Source organism: Xenophilus sp. Marseille-Q4582, from assembly GCF_916700565.1.
GTDB lineage: Bacteria > Pseudomonadota > Gammaproteobacteria > Burkholderiales > Burkholderiaceae_C > Xenophilus.
In genome coordinates, this window is record NZ_CAKAKO010000002.1 from 184,776 (window position 1) to 202,840 (window position 18,065).

General features: G+C 71.8%; 17 protein-coding genes. 10 read left to right on the forward strand and 7 right to left on the reverse strand.

Going from position 1 to position 18,065, the window contains the following annotated elements:
* Window positions 1-5: 5 nt before the first annotated feature.
* The gene (locus LG388_RS06175; protein WP_225781990.1) at window positions 6-725 is read right to left on the reverse strand and encodes a GntR family transcriptional regulator; all 720 of its coding nucleotides are present in this window, start codon (window positions 723-725) and stop codon (window positions 6-8) included.
* Between the two features lie 129 nt (window positions 726-854).
* Here LG388_RS06175 and LG388_RS06180 point away from each other — a divergent pair, with 129 nt between their 5' ends.
* From LG388_RS06180 to LG388_RS06195, 4 genes are all read left to right on the forward strand, one after another.
* Entirely contained in the window at window positions 855-1,868 is a 1,014-nt protein-coding gene (locus LG388_RS06180) for a tripartite tricarboxylate transporter substrate binding protein (protein ID WP_225781991.1), read from the forward strand.
* 22 nt (window positions 1,869-1,890) lie between these two features.
* Window positions 1,891-2,637 (forward strand): sulfite exporter TauE/SafE family protein, encoded by a 747-nt coding sequence (locus tag LG388_RS06185; protein WP_225781992.1) that lies wholly within the window; start codon window positions 1,891-1,893, stop codon window positions 2,635-2,637.
* 8 nt (window positions 2,638-2,645) lie between these two features.
* Window positions 2,646-4,043: an amidohydrolase family protein gene (locus tag LG388_RS06190; protein ID WP_225781993.1), complete on the forward strand. Its 1,398-nt coding sequence runs from the start codon at window positions 2,646-2,648 to the stop codon at window positions 4,041-4,043.
* A gap of 173 nt (window positions 4,044-4,216) precedes the next feature.
* Entirely contained in the window at window positions 4,217-5,113 is an 897-nt protein-coding gene (locus LG388_RS06195; RefSeq protein WP_225781994.1) for a DMT family transporter, read from the forward strand.
* A gap of 22 nt (window positions 5,114-5,135) precedes the next feature.
* On the opposite strand, the gene LG388_RS06200 is transcribed toward LG388_RS06195, so the two are convergent.
* Both LG388_RS06200 and LG388_RS06205 read right to left on the reverse strand, forming a co-directional pair.
* Window positions 5,136-5,795 (reverse strand): glutaminyl-peptide cyclotransferase, encoded by a 660-nt coding sequence (locus LG388_RS06200; protein ID WP_225782740.1) that lies wholly within the window; start codon window positions 5,793-5,795, stop codon window positions 5,136-5,138.
* 129 nt (window positions 5,796-5,924) lie between these two features.
* Window positions 5,925-7,145 (reverse strand): helix-turn-helix domain-containing protein, encoded by a 1,221-nt coding sequence (locus tag LG388_RS06205; RefSeq protein ID WP_225781995.1) that lies wholly within the window; start codon window positions 7,143-7,145, stop codon window positions 5,925-5,927.
* Between the two features lie 86 nt (window positions 7,146-7,231).
* Here LG388_RS06205 and LG388_RS06210 point away from each other — a divergent pair, with 86 nt between their 5' ends.
* A complete protein-coding gene (locus LG388_RS06210; protein ID WP_225781996.1) occupies window positions 7,232-8,164 on the forward strand; it encodes a glutaminase in 933 nt (310 codons plus the stop codon).
* 37 nt (window positions 8,165-8,201) lie between these two features.
* Here LG388_RS06210 and LG388_RS06215 read toward each other — a convergent pair whose 3' ends face one another.
* Window positions 8,202-10,049: an NAD(P)/FAD-dependent oxidoreductase gene (locus LG388_RS06215; RefSeq protein ID WP_225781997.1), complete on the reverse strand. Its 1,848-nt coding sequence runs from the start codon at window positions 10,047-10,049 to the stop codon at window positions 8,202-8,204.
* 326 nt (window positions 10,050-10,375) lie between these two features.
* Between LG388_RS06215 and LG388_RS06220 the strand changes: the two genes are divergently transcribed.
* Window positions 10,376-12,370 carry a sigma-54-dependent Fis family transcriptional regulator gene (locus LG388_RS06220; RefSeq protein ID WP_225781998.1) on the forward strand — a complete coding sequence of 665 codons (1,995 nt, stop codon included), beginning with the start codon at window positions 10,376-10,378 and terminating at the stop codon, window positions 12,368-12,370.
* A gap of 66 nt (window positions 12,371-12,436) precedes the next feature.
* On the opposite strand, the gene LG388_RS06225 is transcribed toward LG388_RS06220, so the two are convergent.
* The gene (locus LG388_RS06225) at window positions 12,437-13,357 is read right to left on the reverse strand and encodes a LysR family transcriptional regulator (protein ID WP_225781999.1); all 921 of its coding nucleotides are present in this window, start codon (window positions 13,355-13,357) and stop codon (window positions 12,437-12,439) included.
* A gap of 128 nt (window positions 13,358-13,485) precedes the next feature.
* Between LG388_RS06225 and LG388_RS06230 the strand changes: the two genes are divergently transcribed.
* The 4 genes from LG388_RS06230 to LG388_RS06245 all read left to right on the forward strand — a co-directional run bounded on the left by LG388_RS06230 (window position 13,486) and on the right by LG388_RS06245 (window position 15,438).
* A complete protein-coding gene (locus LG388_RS06230; protein WP_225782000.1) occupies window positions 13,486-13,677 on the forward strand; it encodes a hypothetical protein in 192 nt (63 codons plus the stop codon).
* Window positions 13,678-13,683: 6 nt separating this feature from the next.
* Window positions 13,684-13,839: a hypothetical protein gene (locus LG388_RS06235; RefSeq protein ID WP_225782001.1), complete on the forward strand. Its 156-nt coding sequence runs from the start codon at window positions 13,684-13,686 to the stop codon at window positions 13,837-13,839.
* Window positions 13,840-13,945: 106 nt separating this feature from the next.
* Entirely contained in the window at window positions 13,946-14,413 is a 468-nt protein-coding gene (locus LG388_RS06240) for a CopD family protein (protein WP_225782002.1), read from the forward strand.
* 131 nt (window positions 14,414-14,544) lie between these two features.
* Window positions 14,545-15,438, forward strand: coding sequence for a DMT family transporter (locus LG388_RS06245; protein WP_225782003.1), 894 nt, complete (start codon window positions 14,545-14,547; stop codon window positions 15,436-15,438).
* A 110-nt stretch (window positions 15,439-15,548) separates the two neighbouring features.
* Here LG388_RS06245 and LG388_RS06250 read toward each other — a convergent pair whose 3' ends face one another.
* Both LG388_RS06250 and LG388_RS06255 read right to left on the reverse strand, forming a co-directional pair.
* Window positions 15,549-16,787 carry a CaiB/BaiF CoA-transferase family protein gene (locus LG388_RS06250; protein ID WP_225782004.1) on the reverse strand — a complete coding sequence of 413 codons (1,239 nt, stop codon included), beginning with the start codon at window positions 16,785-16,787 and terminating at the stop codon, window positions 15,549-15,551.
* A 13-nt stretch (window positions 16,788-16,800) separates the two neighbouring features.
* The gene (locus LG388_RS06255; protein ID WP_225782005.1) at window positions 16,801-18,000 is read right to left on the reverse strand and encodes an acyl-CoA dehydrogenase; all 1,200 of its coding nucleotides are present in this window, start codon (window positions 17,998-18,000) and stop codon (window positions 16,801-16,803) included.
* Between the last annotated feature and the right edge of the window lie 65 nt (window positions 18,001-18,065).

The window sequence follows — 18,065 nt, forward strand, 5'->3', positions numbered from 1 at the left end:
TGCAATCAGCGCGCCAGCGCCAGCCGGTAGCGAAAGGTGTCGGCGCGGTACACCGCCGTCTCGACATGCACCGGCTCGCCGGAGTCGCTGTAGACGATGCGCTGCACTTCCAGCACCGGCGCGCCGGGCGCGATCTGCAGCAGCTTCGCATCGGCCGGCCGGGCCACGCCGGCGCCGATCTCGAGGTCGGCGCGGCCGATGGCCAGGCCCCCTTCGTGCTCGAAGACTTCGATCAGGTCGCGGCGCGAGAAATCCACGCGAATCAACTTCTCGCCCAGCGCCGGGCGCAGCCAGGAGGTGTTGACCGAGAGCGGCTCGCGGTCCAGATAGCGCAGCGTCTGCAGCTGGTAGACCGGATCGCCGGTGCGCAACTGCAGCTGAGCCGCGACGGCCGCCGTCGCCTTGAGCTGGCGCCAGGCCAGGCGCCGGTTGCTCACGGCATGCGCCTCGGTGCCGATCGCCTCGTGCAGGCCCTGCAGGCGGTTGAGGCTCTGCGACGCCTTGGAATGGGACACGAACGCCCCTTTTCCGTGCAGCTTGACGATCAGCCCGTCGGCCTGCAGCGCCGCCAGCGCCTGCCGCACGGTGATGCGGCTGACGCCGTGCTCGGCCTGCATCTCGGATTCGGAAGGCAGCTTGTCCCCCGGGCGCAGGCGCCCTTCGAGGATGTCGGCGCGCAGCGCGTCGCGCAGCCGCGCATGGAGCGACTGCGGCAGATCAGCCATGCGCCCGGCCACCCGCCGCGCTGGCACGGCGTTTGCATCGCTTGTTATAACTTGTCATAACGAGTAGATTCTCGCACCGTCCGGGTGCTTTCTCTGGTCCGTCCGTCCAACCGTTCGAGGAAACCTGCCATGCCCCGCTTCCATCTTCTTCTGCCTTCGTCGTCGCGCCGCGCCTTCGCTGCCGCGCTCGGTGCCAGCCTCGCGCTGGGCCTCGGCGCGCCGGCTGCCATCGCGCAGTCGTACCCGGCCAAGCCGATCACTTTGATTGTGCCGTTCGCGGCCGGCGGCGGCGTCGACGCCACCGCGCGCCTGGTCAACACCAAGCTGGGCGAGGTGCTCAAGCAGCCGGTGGTGATCGACAACGTGGCGGGCGCAGCCGGCACCATCGGCACGCAGAAGGCGGCGCGCGCGCCGGCCGACGGCTACACGCTGCTCTTCGCCGTGGCCAGCCCGCTCAACGTGGCGCCGCTGGTGGCACCCTCGGCCGTGCGCTACGACACCTTCAAGGACTTCGCGCCCATCGCCACCATCGGCGTCTCGCCCTTCGTGCTGATCGGCAAGAGCAGCCTGCCGGCCGCCAACATGGCCGAACTGATCGCGCTGACGAAGAAAGAGCCGGGCAAGCTCAACTTCGGCACCGACGGCGTGGGCACCTCGCTGCACGTCACGGCCGAGCTGATCAAGCAGCGCGCCGCGATGGACATCGTGCATGTGCCCTACAAGTCCGGCCCGCAGGTGCTGACCGACGTGGCCGGCAGCCAGCTCGACCTGGCGGTGCTGCCGCTGTCGCTGGCCCAGCCCTTCATCAAGGACGGCAAGGTCAAGGCCTTCGGTGTGACTTCCAAGCAGCGCGCGGGCATCGCGCCCAATGTGCCGGCGCTGGCCGAGACCGCGGCGCTGAAGGACTTCGAGGTCGACTCCTGGCTTGGCATCCTGGCGCCCGCCGGTGTGCCCGCCCCGGTCGCGCAGCAACTCATGCAGGCCGTCGAGACCACCATGAAGGACCCCGAGGTCGTGCGCCGCCTCGCCGAGATCGCGGTGCGCCCGGTGGTGATGACCGGCCCGGCCTTTGCCGATTACCTGAGCAAGGAACGCCGCACCGTCCAGGAGGTGGTGGCCACGGCCAACATCAAGGCCGAGTAGGCCCCCTCTGCCCACCCCCCGGATGACCCTGCTCGCCCACGCCTGGATCCTGCTGCCTGCGGTGCTGCTCGCGGGCGGGCTGATCGGCGCGACCGGCATCGGCGGTGTGCTGCTGGTGCCGGTGCTCACGCGCTTCGGCGAGGTGCCGCCGCCGCAGGCCATCGCCGCCGCCTCGCTGGCCTTCGCGCTGCCGGCGCTGGTCGCGCTGCGGCCGCTGGCGCGCGAGCCGGCGCTGGCGCGGCGCACCGTGCCGCTGCTGGCCGGTGCGCTGGCCGGTGCGGCCGGCGGTGCGCTGCTGGCGCAGGCGCTGCCTGCGCGCGTGCTGCTGGGCGGGGTGACGGCCCTGGTGCTCTTCGCCGGGGTGCGCGGCTTCATGGCGCGGGACCGGCATGCCGACGCCGCGCCGCTGCTGCCGGCACCGGTGCTCGCGGGCCTGGGCCTGCTGGTGGGCATCGGCTCCGCGCTCACCGGCACCGGCGGCCCGGTGCTGCTGCTGCCGCTGCTGATGCTGTGCCGCCAGCGCGTGGATTTCGCGGTGATCGCGGCGCAGGCCGTGCAGTTGCCCGTGGCGCTGACGAGCAGCGCCGTGCACGCGGCCGCGCACCGGCTCGACTGGGACCTGGCCGCCGTCTGCGGCGTGCTGATGCTGGTCGGCTCGCTGGCCGGCCAGCGCCTGGCCCGCGGCCTGGACCGGCAGCGGCTGCAGCGCTTCGTCAGCGGCCTGCTGCTGCTGGTCGGGGCCTGGTTCGTCTCTCTGCTCTTCGCCTAGGACTTCGCATGCTCTCCTCGTCCGACCTCACGCCCGCCGACGGCGGCCCGCTGCTGCTGGCACCCGAATGGCTCATGCGCCCTGACGGTGCGCAGCGCGGCTGGGCCGCGGCCGTGCAAGGCGGGCGCTTCACCCACGTGGGGCCGCGCGACGAGGTGCAGGCCGCCCACCCCGGTCGTGCGATGGTCGATCTGCCGCAGCAGTTGCTGATGCCCGGCCTCGTCGACACCCACACGCACCTCACGCAGGCCTTCGGCAAGTCGCTGGCCTTCGGTGAACCCTCGGAGATCTTCAAGCGCATCTGGGTGCCGATGGAGGGTGTGCTCGACACCCACGCGGCGTACCTCTCGGCCAAGCTCGCGGCCTGGGAATCGCTGCGCGGCGGCTTCACCACCGTGGTCGACGCCGGCACGCGCTCCGAGGAAGGCCTGGCCGGCGTGGCGCAGGCCGCGCGCGACACCGGCATCCGCTGTGTGCTGGGCCTGATCTGCAACGACGCACACAACACCGACGGCGAGACCGGCGCGCGCCGCATCCTCGACCGTGCCGCGGGCTTCCTGGCTGAGTACGAACACGACCCGCTGGTGCACCCCTCGCTCGCCATCTCGATCCCCGAGGCTGCCAGCGACCGCATGCTGCACGACGTGGCCGCGCTCACCCGCGAGGCCGGGCGGCGCTTCCAGACCCATGTGAACGAGCACCTCGCGGCCGTGGAGCGGTCGCTGGTGGCGCGCGGCCTGCGGCCCATTGAGCTGCTGCATGCGGTGGGCGCGCTCAACGACAGCGCGCTGCTCGCGCATGCCACGCTGCTCACGCACCGCGAGTTCGGCCTGCTGCGGGACAGCGGCGCCGCCGTCGCCTACAACCCGGTGGCCAGCGCCTGGAAGGGCAACGCGGTGCTCGACGCCGGCATGCTGCAACTGCTGGGTGTGCCCTTCGGCCTGGGCACCGACGGCACGCGCGCCGACGGCCTGCGGCTGATGGACGCGGCCGAGACCGCGCAGCGCCTCACGCACGGCCTCGCGAACGGCGACTCGTCCTGCGGCGGCGGCTGGACCTGGCTGGACCACGGCACGCACCGCGGCGCCGAAGCCGCGGGCCTGGGCACGCTCACCGGCCGCATCGAGGCCGGCTTCGCGGCCGACTTCCTGCTGCTGGACCTGGATGTGCCCGAGTTCCTGCCCAGCTGGGACCTGAGCTGGGAGTTGGTGCGCTTCGGCAACCGCGACCAGATCCGCGCCGTGTTCGTGAACGGCACGCTGCGCCTGTGGGAGGGCTGGCCGGTGGACTGGGACGCGCGCGCGCTGATGCGCGAGGTGGCCGAGGTGGCGCGGCGCGACGTGGCGCGCGCGCCGCTGCAGCGCGTGCATGCCACGGCCGACGCCCACCGGGCGGCGTTCACCTAGCCGGCCCGCGGCGGCGCCCGGCGGGCGGCCAGCCGGGCCGCGTGCAGCGAGGGCGACACCCGGCGATCACGGAAACTGATGGCTCGGCTCAGAATTACCAATTTCCGCAATCCCGGCGCCGGCCGCAAGATCGCCCCGTTTGCCCGGGGCGCCCGCCGGGCCGCCGCCATGCCATGACCGACCGCAAGACTCATCTCGACAGCCGCGCCGTCACGATCCTCGTGGCCTGCTGCGCCTTCTGGGGGCTGCAACAGATCCTGATCAAGACCACCGTGACCGAAGTGCCGCCCATGTGGCAGGCCACGCTGCGCATGGTGGGCGCGGTGCTGCTGCTGTGGCTGTGGTGCCGGACGCGCGGCGTGCCGCTGTTCCAGGCCGACGGCTCGCTGCCGGGCGGGCTGGCGGCGGGCCTGCTGTTCGCAGGCGAGTTCGTGTGCATCTACCTCGGGCTGCAGCACACCAGTGCCTCGCGGCTCACGGTGTTCCTGTACACCTCGCCCTTCGTGGTGGCACTGCTGCTGCCGCGCTTCGTGCCGGTGGAGCGGCTGCGCGGCATGCAGTGGGTGGGCCTGGCCATCGCCTTCGTGGCGGTGTTCGTCGCCTTCAGCGAGAGCTTCGGCCACAGCAGCCCCGGGCAGCTTTACGGCGACGCGCTGGCGCTGGCCGCCGGCGTGCTGTGGGGCCTGACCACGCTGGTGATCCGCGCCACGAAGCTGGCCACGGTGAGCGCCGAAAAGACGCTGTTCTACCAGCTGGCCGTCACCGCCGCCGTGGTGCCCGTGCTGTCGCTGCTGCGCGGCGAAAGCTGGGGCTTCGCGTACTCGAACTACGCCTGGCTCTCGATCGCGCTGCAGACCGTGATCGGCGCCTTCGCCAGCTACCTGGCCTGGATGTGGATGCTGCGCCACTACCCGGCCACGCGCATCTCGTCCTTCACCTTCCTCACGCCGCTGTTCGCGCTGATCTTCGGCGTGGCGCTGCTCAAGGAGCCCCTCACGCTGCAACTGGTGCTGGCGTTGGCGGGCGTGGCGCTGGGCATCGTGCTGGTCAACCGGCCCCCGCGCGCGTAGATCCGCACGCCGCCCGTGGCGTTCAGCACGCGGCCGGCGCGCTGCGCGGCCGCTTCACCGCACGCACCTTGCCGCTGAGTCCGCCGCCGCAGTAGAAGAGCTCGGCACCGTCGGACTCCAGCCCGCTCACGCCCGCGCCGGCCGGCATCGCCAGGCGCTCCAGCACGGCCGCGCTGTCGGGGTCGATGCGGCGCAGCTCGCTTTCGTCCGCCTCCCAGGTGCCGTGCCACAGCTGGCCGTCGACCCAGGTGACGCCGGTGACGAAGCGGTTCGACTCCAGGGTGCGCAGCACCTCGCCCGTCTGCGGATCGACCTGGTGGATCTTGCGCTGGCGGTATTGGCCCACCCAGAGGCTGCCCTCGGCCCAGGCCATGCCCGAATCCTCGCCGCCGCCGGGCGCCGGAATGGCGGCCAGCACCTCGCCCGTGGCCGGGTCGATGCGCTCGATGCGCGCGCCGGCGATCTGCCACAGGTGCGTGCCGTCGAAGGCCGTGCCGGCATCCCCGGCGCGCCGCAGTTGCGCCGTGGCCTGGCCGCTGGCCGGGTCGATGGCCAGGAGGCGGTCGCCCACGGCGGCCCACACGCGGCGGCCGTCATGCGTCACGCCGTGGATGGCGTCGACGCCCGGAAAAGGGCCGTACTCGCGCACGACCTGCGCCGGCTGCGCGTCGGGCAAGGGCATGGCTCGGGGCGGGGGCGCCAGCGGGGCGCTGTCGGCGCAGGCGCAGGAAGACGAAGAAGCAGTCGAAGGCATGGCAGAACTCCTGTGGAATGGGCATGGCGCCGAACGCCGCACGCCATGGCCACCACTCTAGGCAATGGGCAGCGCGGCCGGGAGTAACAAGATCGTCGTGATTCCGGTCAGCGGCGGCGTCACCCAGCGCTGCGCGCGGCCGCGGCCCACGGCCCGCACGCGGCCGGCGGCCTGCAATTCGGCCAGCGCGCGCTGCACGTTGCGCTGGCTTTCACCCAGCGCCTGTGCGAGTGCCGAGGTGGACCAGGCCGCGCCGTCGGCCAGCAGCGCGAGCAGCGCGCCCGATTCGCCGTCCACCGGCGGCAGCAACAGCACCACGGCCTGCGCGCCCGGCGCCTGCAGCGCAAAGCCGCGGTCGGTGCGCACCACCCGCGCCACGGCGCCCAGCGCCTGGCGCAGGCGGCCGACTTCCACCCGCAGCCGGGCGCGGTGGGTGTCGTCGGCCTCGCGCTGGCGAAAGACCTCGGCGACCAGCGCCTCGCGCGGCACGTCCTGCGGCCAGGCCCGGGCCAGCGCGCGCAGCAGCGCGAAGAGCACGGGGCGGCGCGCCAGGCTCAGCGCGCGGCCGTCGGCCAGCAGGCGATGGCGGCAGGCGTCGACCACGCGCGTGTCGCCCCGCATCAGCGCCGCGACCTCGGCCAGGCGCAGGGGCTGCTCGCCGCCCGGGCCAACCCGCCGGGCCGCCGGGCGGTCGAGCAGCGCCGCCGCATCGCGCACCTCGGCCTGCAGGGCGGGCACGCCGGCACGTTCCGCGGCGCGCTGCGCGCGGGCAAGCGCCGAGGCCGCCGCGTCCACGTCCAGCGCACGCAGCGCCAGCTCGGCCGCGGCCAGCTCGGCCACGGCGCCCAGGGCGGGCGGCAGCGCCTGGCCGTCGAGCGCCACCAGCGCGGCCTGGGCCTCGGCCAGCCGGCCCAGCAGCAGGGCGCGGCGCGCCGCGATGGCCTGCGCCTGCAGCGCGTTCGCACGGTCGCCAAGCGCCGTCAGGACCTGGGCCGCGCGATGCAGCGCCAGCGGCGCGGCGTCCAGCTCGCGCAGCGCGAGCGCCACTTCGGCCTGCGCCACCACGCAGCGCGCGCGGGCCACGGCCTCGTGGACACCGAAGGCCTTTTCGGCCCGGCGCAGCAGCTCGCGCGCGCGTCCATGCTCGCCCAGCTGCGCCATCGCGATGCCGCGCAGGGCCAGCGCCGGCGGGTCGGTGCGCAGCGCCACCTGCTGCAGTGCCGCCAGCACATCGCCCCGGGCCAGGGCGCGTGCGGCGGCGTTGATGAGCGAATCCATGGGCGCAAGGCTAACCCGCCGCACCCGCCGCGTGCGTGGCCCACAATGCCGCGATTCCCGCCCTGCATCGCCCTGCCCTGCCTGCCATGGACTTCCAGCCCATCCTCGACGACATCGCCGACCGCCTCCAGCGCGAGCTGGCCCAGGAGGGCCCGCGCGGCCAGGTGGCGCAGTACATCCCCGCGCTGGCGCGGGTGGATGCACGCCGCTTCGGCATCGCGCTGCGCTGCGGCGACGGGCAGGAAGCGGTGGCCGGCGACGGCGCGGTGCCTTTCTCGATCCAGAGCATTTCCAAGGTGTTCACGCTCACGCTCGCGATGCGCCACCTGCCCGAGCAGCAGCTGTGGGCGCGCATCGGCCGCGAGCCCTCGGGCAACCCCTTCAATTCGCTGGTGCAGCTGGAGTTCGAGCAGGGCACGCCGCGCAATCCCTTCATCAATGCCGGCGCCATCGCGGTGGCCGACCGCATCGTGGGCCTGTACGGCGCCGACGCGCTGCGCGAACTGCGCGGCTTCATGAGCCACCTGGCGGGCGAGCCCATCGGCTACGACGAGGAGGTGGCCGCCTCCGAAGCCGCCACGGGTTTTCGCAACCACGCGCTGGCCAACTTCATGAAGAGCTTCGGGCGCATCGACCATGACGTGGCCACGGTCCTGGACTTGTACTTCCACCAGTGCGCGCTGCGCATGAGCTGCCTGCAGCTGGCGCGCGCGGCCGGCTACCTGTGCCGCGACGGCGCGCACCCGCTGCGGGCCGACACGCCGGTGGTCACCGAGCGCCAGGCGCGCCGCATCAACGCGCTGATGCTGACCTGCGGCACCTACGACGCGGCCGGCGAGTTCGCCTTCCGCATCGGCCTGCCCTGCAAGAGCGGCGTGGGCGGCGGCATCGTGGCCGTGGTGCCGGACCGGCTCACGCTGGCCGTGTGGTCGCCCGCGCTCGACGAGACCGGCAACTCGCTGCTGGGCATGAAGGCGCTGGAGATGTTCACGCAGCGCACGGGGCTGTCGGTGTTCTGAGAAGGCGCCCGGTGCAGCCGCGTGCTGCAACCGTCGTTCAGCGCGTGTGGTGCACCGCCTGCAGGCCGTAGACCTGCACCGGCAGCCCCTCCTGCCGCGCCTTGAGCTGCAGTGCCAGGTACAGCGAATAGTGGCGCGACTGGTGCAGGTTGCCGCCGTGAAACCACAGCGCCTCCTGCTGCGTGGGCTTCCACATGTTGCGCTGCTCGCCCTCCCACGGGCCGGGGTCCTTGGTGGTGTTGGAGCCCAGGCCCCACACCTTGCCCACCTTGTCGGCCACTTCGGGGCTGATCAGGTCGGCCACCCAGCCGTTCATGGAGCCATAGCCGGTGGCGTAGACCACCAGGTCGGCCGGCAGCTCGGTGCCGTCCTCCAGCACCACGGCGTTTTCGCTGAGATGGCTGATCCCCTTGCCGGCCTGCAGCTTGATGCTGCCGTCGATGATCAGGTCGCAGGCGCCGACGTCGATGTAGTAGCCCGAGGCGCGGCGCAGGTACTTCATGAACAGGCCCGAGTCGTCGTCGCCGAAGTCCAGCATGAAGCCTGCGGCCTCCAGCTTGGCGTAGAACTCGGCGTCGCGCTCGCGGATGCGGTCGTACAGCGGCACCTGGAAGTCGGCCATGATGCGGTAGGGCAGCGAGGCAAAGATCAGGTCGGCCTTCTTGGTCGTCACACCGCTGGCCAGCGCACGTTCGGAATAGAGGTCGCCCAGGCCGATGTCCATCAGCGAGTCCGAGCGCACGATGTGCGTGGACGAGCGCTGCACCATGGTCACGTCGGCCCCGTGCTCCCACAGCGCGGCGCAGATGTCGTGGGCCGAGTTGTTGGCGCCGATCACCACCACCTTCTTGCCAGCGTAGGCGTCGGGCCCGGGGTGTTGCGACGAGTGCTGCTGCTCGCCCTTGAACAGCTCCTGGCCCGGGATCTTCGGCACATGGGCCTTGCCCGACATGCCGGTGGCGAACACCAGGTGCTTCGGGCGGATGACGAGTCGCTTGCCCTCGCGCTCCACCGTCACTTCCCACTCCTGATTCGCTTCGTCGTAGCGCGCGCCCAGGCAATTGGAAGACGACCAGTAGTTCACCTCCATGACCTTGGTGTACATCTCCAACCAGTCGCCGATCTTGTCCTTGGGCGCGAACACGGGCCAGTTGGCCGGGAAGGGCAGGTACGGCAGATGGTCGTACCAGACCGGGTCGTGCAGGCACAGCGACTTGTAGCGGCTGCGCCATTGGTCGCCGGGGCGTTCATGGCGGTCGATGACGATGTGCGAGACACCCAGCTGCCGCAGCCGCGCGCCCAGCGCGATGCCGCCCTGCCCGCCGCCGATCACGAGCACATAGGGCTGTTCGGTGTGGCCCAGCCGGGCCGCCTCGTCTTGCTTGCGCTCCAGCCAGGTGCTGCGCCCGCGCCGGATGCCGTGCTCGGCGCCCATGGCACGGCGTGTGCCCGTCGCCTCTTCATGGCCCTTGAGTTCCTGCGCCGCGGTCAGCAGGGTCCAGATGCGGCCATCCTTGATGCGGATGTGGCCGTCGCCGCGCGCGTGCTGCGTGTCGATGGTGATCCAGGCCGAGGTGACGCCATCGGCCTCGTCGACCATCTCGTTGGGGTCGATGCCGAACACGATGGACTCGATGGCCGCGAACTGCGCGTCCAGCATGTGCTGCACGGCAGCCTGCCCTTCCATGGTCTTGATGTTCCAGGTCAGCAGCACCAGGTCGCGCCAGTAGGACTCGGTGGCGAACAGCGCAGCGGCGGCCTGGGCGTCGCGGCGGGCCAGCGCGTGGTTGAGCCGGTCCAGCAGTGCCTGCACGCTGGCGCGGGCCGGGTCGGGTTCGGTGGCGCGCGCAGCGCCCGAAGCGGGGTTGGCAAGAGTGTCGGTCATTGGGGTCTCCTGATGGTGTGTGGCTCCAGCCCGCGCCGCCAACGGCCTTCGGGCTGACCGGCTTTTGCAACGGATGTGCCACGCCGCCGTGCCGACGCACAGGCCAGAAAAATCAAGGACTTGCACACCGCAGGCTGGGGAAACCCAGCAGCCGCGATCCACGTGGAAGGCTGTGGCACCGCGCATCAGCTGACGCACGATGTGCAACAGGTGTTGCACGTCCACTGGCGTCGCAGCGGCCCTGGAGTTGGGTAAACCATGTGCCCCCCAGCCCGCCGGGCTCGCAGAATTTCCGGCGTTGACTTTGTTGCGCCCGAGCGTCCGCCATGCCCTTGCAGACCTATGCCTCGCACACCCAGGAGATCGAAGCCTTCGGGCTCGGCTATCCCTCGGGCCGGGTCGACCGCGACAAGGCCGTGCTGAGCAGCTGGCGCCGCTGCATCGACCACCACCGGCTGGACCCGGCGCAGACCTGCGAGGCCTACATCGTTCCCGAAGGGCAGCTGCGCGCCCACCAGGAAGAGTCCGAGCCGCTGATCCGCATCGCCCGCAGCGGGCTGGAACGGCTCTACCAGCAGCTCAAGGGGCTGGACTACGTGCTGCTGCTGGCCGACCGGCATGGTGTGGCGGTGGACTTTCTGGGCCAGCAGTTGCAGGCCAGCGACCTGCGCCACGCCGGCCTGTACCTGGGCGCCGAATGGCGCGAAGACCGCGCCGGCACCTCGGCCGTGGGCGCCTGCCTGGCCACGGGCGAGGCGCTGATCGTGCACCAGAGCGACCATTTCGACTTCACGCACACCCAGCTCTCATGCACCGCGGCGCCCATCTACGACCTGCGCGGCGAGCTGGCGGCGGTGCTCGACCTGTCGCTGCTCAAGGCGCCGGCCGAGCGCGCCAGCCAGAACCTGGCGCTGAACCTGGTGGTGGCCGCCGCGCGCCGCGTGGAGCTGGCCAACCTGATGGCGCAATCGCGCAACGACTGGGTGCTGCGCTTCTCGCAGTCGCCCGACTTCCTGGACGTGGACCCGGACGCCGCCATCAGCATCGATGCGCGCGGCCGCATCCGCGCCACCACGCATGCGGGCGCCCGCACCCTGGCCGCCGCGGCCGGGCTGGACTGGCGCCAGCGCCGCACGCTGATCGGCCAGCCGCTGGAGCATTTCTTCGACATCGACCTGCGGCACCTGCCCGAGCTGCGGCGCAACCGGCCCGCGCAGGAGCGCATCGTGCGCGCCCGCGACGGCAACATCCTGTTCGCGCATGCGATGGAGCCGCAGCGCGCGCCAGCCCGCAGCCTGACGCTGAGCGCGCCACCGCCGCTGCCACCGGCCCTGCAGGCGCTGACGGCTGGCGACCCGGCCATGGACGCCCTGCTGCACAAGGCCGCCCGGCTGGCGCCGCAGACCCTGCCGGTGCTGGTGCAGGGCGAGACCGGCGTGGGCAAGGAATTTCTGGCGCGCGCGCTGCATGCCAGCAGCGGCCGCAGCGGCGCCTTCGTCGCCATCAACTGCGCCGCCATTCCCGAGGCCCTGCTGGAGAGCGAGCTGTTCGGCTACCTGCCAGGCTCCTGGACCGGCGGCGCCAGCAAGGGGCGCACGGGCCTGATCGAGGCCGCGCACGGCGGCACGCTGTTCCTGGACGAAATCGGCGACATGCCGCTCGCGCTGCAGGCCAAGCTGCTGCGCGTGCTGTCGGAGTCGCAGGTCACGCCGGTGGGCGCACGCGAGCCGCGCGCCGTGAACCTGCGCGTGGTGTCGGCCTCGCACCGGTCACTGGCCACGCTGGTGCAGGCGGGCCAGTTCCGGCAGGACCTGCTCTACCGCCTGAATGCCGCCGAACTGCATCTGCCGCCGCTGCGCCAGCGCCAGGACCTGGGCGCCATGCTGGACCGCCTGCTGGCCGCCCTGGGTCCCTACCGCCTGAGCGAGCCCGCGCGCGCAGCGCTGATGGCGCACCACTGGCCCGGCAACCTGCGCGAGCTGCACAACGTGCTGCGCTATGCCACCGCACTGGGCGGCGACCCCGAGGGCACGGACCTGGCAGGCGAAGGCACCCTTGATCTGCATCATCTGCCCGACGCCCTCCAGGCGGCGCGTCCCGGGGCGCCGGCAGGCGGCTCGCCCTCGATACCGGTGCGCACCCCCGACGGCAAAGCTTCGCAGACCAGCGACGCGCTGGAACAGCTGCTGGCGCAGTGCCAGGGCAATGTGTCCGAAGTGGCGCGCCTGCTGGGCGTGAACCGCTCCACCGTGCACCGGCGCATCCAGCGCCTGCTGGGCCCGCGGCAGGTGCGCTGGGACGGACGCGGTCCGCGCCCGTAGCGGCTCAGCGGCGGGCTGCGCGCGCAGGGCCGCCGGCCGCGCGCACGCCAGCGCCCGTCCTTGCGCTCACGCTTTCGCCTGCGCGCGCTCCGGCGACCAGGCCAGCAGCACCTCCGCCACGCGCGCCGCCGGCCCGTCGCGCGCCTCGTTCGCGCGCTGGCCGATCACCAGGTGCCGCACCAGCCGCGGGCTCAGCGGCAGCACGCGCACGCGCGGGCTGGCATGGGTCGCCAGGTCGCCCAGCAACGGCAGCAGCGCGGCGCCGTAGCCGGCCTCGACCAGGCCGCGCATGGCGGTGTCGTAGTTGTGCTCGATGCGCGCCCGCGGCGCGAAGCCGGCGCGCGCGAACCATTCCATGGTCAGCGCCTGCATGCGGCTGCCGGGCTCGTTCATGATCAGCGGCCGCCCGGCCAGCCAGGCCGGCGTGGCGCGCTTGACCGCCGGCCATTGCGCCGATTGCGCGGGCACCAGCGCGCGCATGTCATGCCGCAGCCAGGGCGTGAAACGCACGCCGGGCACGGCCGGCTGCGGCAGCGAGACGATGGCCACGTCCACCGTGCCGGCCTGCAGCCCGGCCACCGAACCTTCGGAGCCCACGAAGCTGGGCGAAACCTCGATGCCCGGGTAGCGCTGCGACAGCGCCGCGAAGACCGGCGGCAGCAGGTCCACCACCAGGCCCGTGGTGCTCACGCCCAGGCGCACGCGGCCTTCCAGCCCCGCGTGGCGGCGCTGCGCCGCGTCGATCGCCTCGTCCACGTCGCGCAACAGGCGCCGGCCGCGCTCCACCAGTTCGGCCCCGGCCGGCGTGGGCTGTGCGCGCCGCGCGGCACGCACCAGCAGCGGCACGCCCAGGCGCGATTCCAGCTCGCTCACATGCAGGCTGACGGTGGGCTGCGCGAGGTGCAGCGACTGCGCGGCGGCCGAAAAACTGCCCAGGTCGGCAATGGCGATGAGGGTGCGCAGCTGGTCGAGGTTGAGGTGGCGCATCAGAGATCCTGATGAGAGGTCTCAGGATTCTCAACTTCTCCAATAGCTCTGCGCAAGCCATCATGGCGGCACTCTCACTTCGCCAACCGTTTTTTCTTCTTCTCTCCCTTCCGGAAACGGAGCCTGCCATGAACGCCGCCCTGCGCCACCTTCCCCGCATCGCCCAGCCCCTTGCCGGCCTGCGCCGCCGCTGGCGGAGCGCCGCCCGGGCGCGCCACCAGCGGGCCGAGCTGCGCGCGCTGCAGGCGCTGGGGCAGCACGAGCTCAACGACCTGGGGGTGGGCCATAGCGAACTCCCGGCGCTGGGTCGCACGGCCTGAGAAGCTGTGAACGAATCCGACATGCCCGCTCATCCCGCCAAAACGCCCGCACTCATCGTTGCAAATGCTCGCCATAGCCCGAGCTATGGCTGCGCTTTGCGCCTCGATTGCGAACGTTTTGACGCTCTGCTCGGTCACGCCGAATTCATTCACAGCTTCTGAGTCGCGGCTCAGGCACGGGCTTCGGGCGCGCCGCGGCATCCCAAGCGCCCCCGCCCCCCAAGGCCGTCATGGCCGGCGCCTGCGCGGCGGGTGTCATGATCGGCCCATGAACCCCACGACCTACAGCTTCCTCGTCTTCCTCCACGTCTCGGCGGCCGCCTTCTGGGTGGGCGGCATGGCGACGATGCATTTCGCCGTGCGCCCGGCCGCCGTGGCGCTGTTGCAGCCGCCGCAGCGCCTGCCCTTCATGGCGGCCGCGCTGCAGCGCTTCTTCGCGGGCGTGTCGGCGGCCGTGCTGCTGCTGTGGGCCAGCGGCCTGGTGCTGCTGATGGGCCTGGGCGGCATGGCCGGCACCCATTGGCGCGTGCACGCCATGCTCACGCTGGGCCTGGTCATGAGCCTGATCTACGGCCACATCCGCTTCGCCGGCTTCAAGCGCCTGCGCCTGGCCGTGCAGGCGGGCGACTGGCCCGTGGCGGCGGCGCGGCTGAACCAGATCCGCCGCCTGGTGGCGGTGAACCTGGGCCTGGGCGTTCTGACGCTGGCGGTGGCACTGGTGGGCCGGGCCTTCTGACCGGTGGACACTCGCCCGGCCTGAGAGCCTAACGATCAACCCTGCTGCGCCTCGGCGGCAGGCTGGCTATGCTCGAAGCGAGGCCTGCACCGCGCCCGGGTGCCAGGCCCCGCTTCTCCTCCTCCTACACGATGCTCCCCGACGGAACCCTGCGCGGCATCGCCGCGATGCTGCTCGCCTGCGCCTTCTTCGCATGCATGGACGCGCTCCTCAAGAACCTGGCCGGCCACTACCCGCCGCTGCAGGTGATGGCGCTGCGCGGCCTCACCGCGCTGCCGCTGGTGTGCCTGTACATCGCCTGGCGGCGCGAGGCGGCGGGGGTGTTCAACCGGCGGCTGCGCTGGCGCCTGCACCTGCTGCGCGCCACGCTGAACATGGGCATGCTGGTGCTCTTCGTCTACGGCTTGCAGACCCTGGGCCTGGCCGAGGCCTACACGCTGGCCTTCATCGCGCCCTTGCTCATGGTGCTGATCGCCGTGCCCATGCTGGGCGAGCCGGTGCAGCCGCGCCACTGGTGGGCCATCGGGCTGGGCTTCGCGGGCGTGGTGATCGCGCTGCGGCCCGAGCAAGGGGCCTTCCTCTCGATGGGCGCGGTGGCCATCCTGGTGGCCGCGTGCTGCTATGCGCTGTCGAACATGCTGGGCCGGCTCATCAGCCGCACCGAGTCCAGCGCGGCGCTGGTCTTCTGGACCACGGCCGGCATGGCCGTGGGCGGCAGCCTGCTCGCGGCGCCGAACTGGGTCCCGATCCAGGCCGGGCATGCGTGGGTGCTGGCAGGCCTGGCCATCAGCGGCTTCCTGGGCCAGATGACGATTGCGGAAGCCTTCCGCCATGGGCAGGCCGCGGCCATCGCGCCCTTCGAGTACAGCGCGCTGGCCTGGGCGCTGCTGCTCGACTGGCTGTTCTGGCACACCGCGCCCGATGCATGGACGCTGGGCGGCGGCGCCTTGATCATCGCCAGCGGGCTGTGGCTGGCGCGCAGCGAGGCGCCGAAGGGCAAGGCACAGGCCGGTCGGCCCGCCTGAACACGGCAGCCACGCTGGCGCAGTGGCACACACGCCGGGATATTTCTGCTTTCAGGCTTCAGTGGAGCGACAAGGGGCAGGCCCGGCACCTCCCGGGCGCAGGCCCCGCCCTACAGCACCCCGTCGCCACGCAGCGCGGCAATCTCGTGCGCCGACAGTCCCAGCTCGGCCAGCACCTCGTCGGTGTGCTGCCCCAGCGCGGGCGGCGCGCGGCGCAGCACGGGCGGCGTGGCTTGCAGGCGCAGCGGGCTGGCCACGCCCGTGATGGCGGCAATGCCATCGCCGGCCTCGCGCGGCAAGGTCACGGCCAGGCCGCGGGCCTTCACCTGGGCATCGCCGAAGGCCTGGCCGATGTCGTTGATGGGGCCGCAGGGCACGGCCTTGTCCTCCAGCAGCGCGATCCACTCGGCCGTGGTGCGCGTGCGCGTGACGGCTTCCATGGCGGGGATCAGCGCGTCGCGGTGCTTCACGCGCAGCGTGTTGCTGGCAAAGCGTTCGTCCTGCGCCCATTCGGGCCGGCCGGCCGCTTCACAGAAGCGTGCGAACTGGCCGTTGTTGCCGATGGCCAGCAGCATCGCGCCGTCCTGGGTCGGGAAGTCCTGGTAGGGCGCGAGGCTGGGGTGCGTGTTGCCCTGGCGCTGCGGCGCCTGGCCGGTGTTGAGGAAGGCGCTGGCCTGGTTGGCCAGGATGGCCATGCCCACGTCGAGCAGCGCCATGTCGATGTGCTGCCCCTGCCCGGTCTGCTCGCGCACACGCAGCGCGGCGAGGATGGCGGTGCTGGCGTAGCAGCCGGTGAAGAGATCGGTGAGCGCCACGCCCACGCGCAGCGGGCCGCCGCCGGGCTCGCCATCGGGGCGGCCGGTGATGCTCATCATGCCGGTCATGGCCTGGATCATCAGGTCGTAGCCGGCGCGCTCGGCGTAGGGCCCGTCGTGGCCGAAGCCGGTCACGCTGCAGTAGATGAGGCGCGGGTTCTTCGCGCGCAGCGTTTCGTGGTCCAGGCCGTACTGCTTCAGGCCGCCGGTCTTGAAGTTCTCGACCACCACGTCGGCCTGCGCGGCCATCTTCTGCAGCAGCGCCTGGCCGCCGGGCGTGGCCATGTCGATGGTGACGCTGCGCTTGTTGCGGTTGCAGGCCGTGAAGTAGGTGGACTGGGCCGTGTCCCGGCCTTGCGCGTCCTTCAGGAAGGGCGGGCCCCAGGTGCGCGTGTCGTCGCCCGTGCCGGGGCGCTCGATCTTGACCACGTCGGCGCCCAGGTCCGCGAGGATCTGGGTGCACCAGGGCCCCGCGAGCACGCGGGACAGGTCCAGGACCTGGATGCCGTCGAGGGCGGCGGGTGGCGTGCTCATGCGACGGCTCCGTTCAGTTGGAGAACGCCGCAATGCCCGTCATCGCGCGGCCCAGGATGAGGGCGTGCACATCGTGCGTGCCCTCGTAGGTGTTGACCACCTCGAGGTTGACCAGGTGGCGCGCCACGCCGAACTCGTCGCTGATGCCGTTGCCGCCCATCATGTCGCGCGCCAGACGGGCGATGTCCAGGGCCTTGCCGCAGTTGTTGCGCTTCATGATCGAGGTGATCTCGACCGCGGCCGTGCCTTCGTCCTTCATGCGGCCCAGGCGCAGGCTGCCTTGCAGGCCCAGCGTGATCTCGGTCTGCATGTCGGCCAGCTTCTTCTGGATCAGCTGGTTGGCGGCCAGCGGGCGGCCGAACTGCTTGCGGTCCAGCACGTACTGGCGGGCGCGGTGCCAGCAGTCCTCGGCGGCGCCGATCGCGCCCCAGCTGATGCCGTAGCGCGCGCTGTTCAGGCAGGTGAAGGGGCCCTTGAGGCCTTGCACCTCGGGGAAGGCGTTCTCCTCGGGCACGAAGACGTCGTCCATCACGATCTCACCGGTGATGGAGGCGCGCAGGCCCACCTTGCCGTGGATGGCCGGGGCGGAGAGGCCCTTCATGCCCTTTTCCAGCACGAAGCCGCGGATCGGGCCGACGGCGCCGCCTTCGCTCACTTCCTTGGCCCAGACGACAAAGACGTCGGCCACCGGCGAGTTGGTGATCCACATCTTGTTGCCCTTGAGCTTGTAGCCGCCCGCGGTCTTGTAGGCGCGGGTAGCCATGCTGCCGGGGTCGGAGCCGTGGTCGGGCTCGGTCAGGCCGAAGCAGCCGATCCACTCGCCGCTGGCCAGCTTGGGCAGGTACTTCTGCTTCTGCGCCTCGGTGCCGAATTCGTAAATCGGCACCATCACCAGTGAGGACTGCACGCTGGCCATGGAGCGGTAGCCCGAATCGACGCGCTCGACCTCGCGGGCGATGAGGCCGTAGGCGACGTAGTTCAGGCCCGGGCCGCCGTACTGCTCGGGGATGGTGGGGCCCAGCAGGCCCACTTCGCCCATCTCGCGGAAGATGGTGAGGTCGGTCTTCTCGCCGCGGAACATCTCCAGCACGCGCGGCGCCAGCTTGTCCTGGCAATAGGCGTTGGCGGCGTCGCGCACGGCCCGTTCGTCGTCCGTCAACTGCTGGTCCAGCAGCAGGGGGTCGTCCCAGTGGAAGGATGCTTTGGCGGCCATGGCGCGAATCTCCGGAGAAAGGGGGCACGAGGCACGCGCCTCGCGAGAAGGGAGGAAGGAAGGAG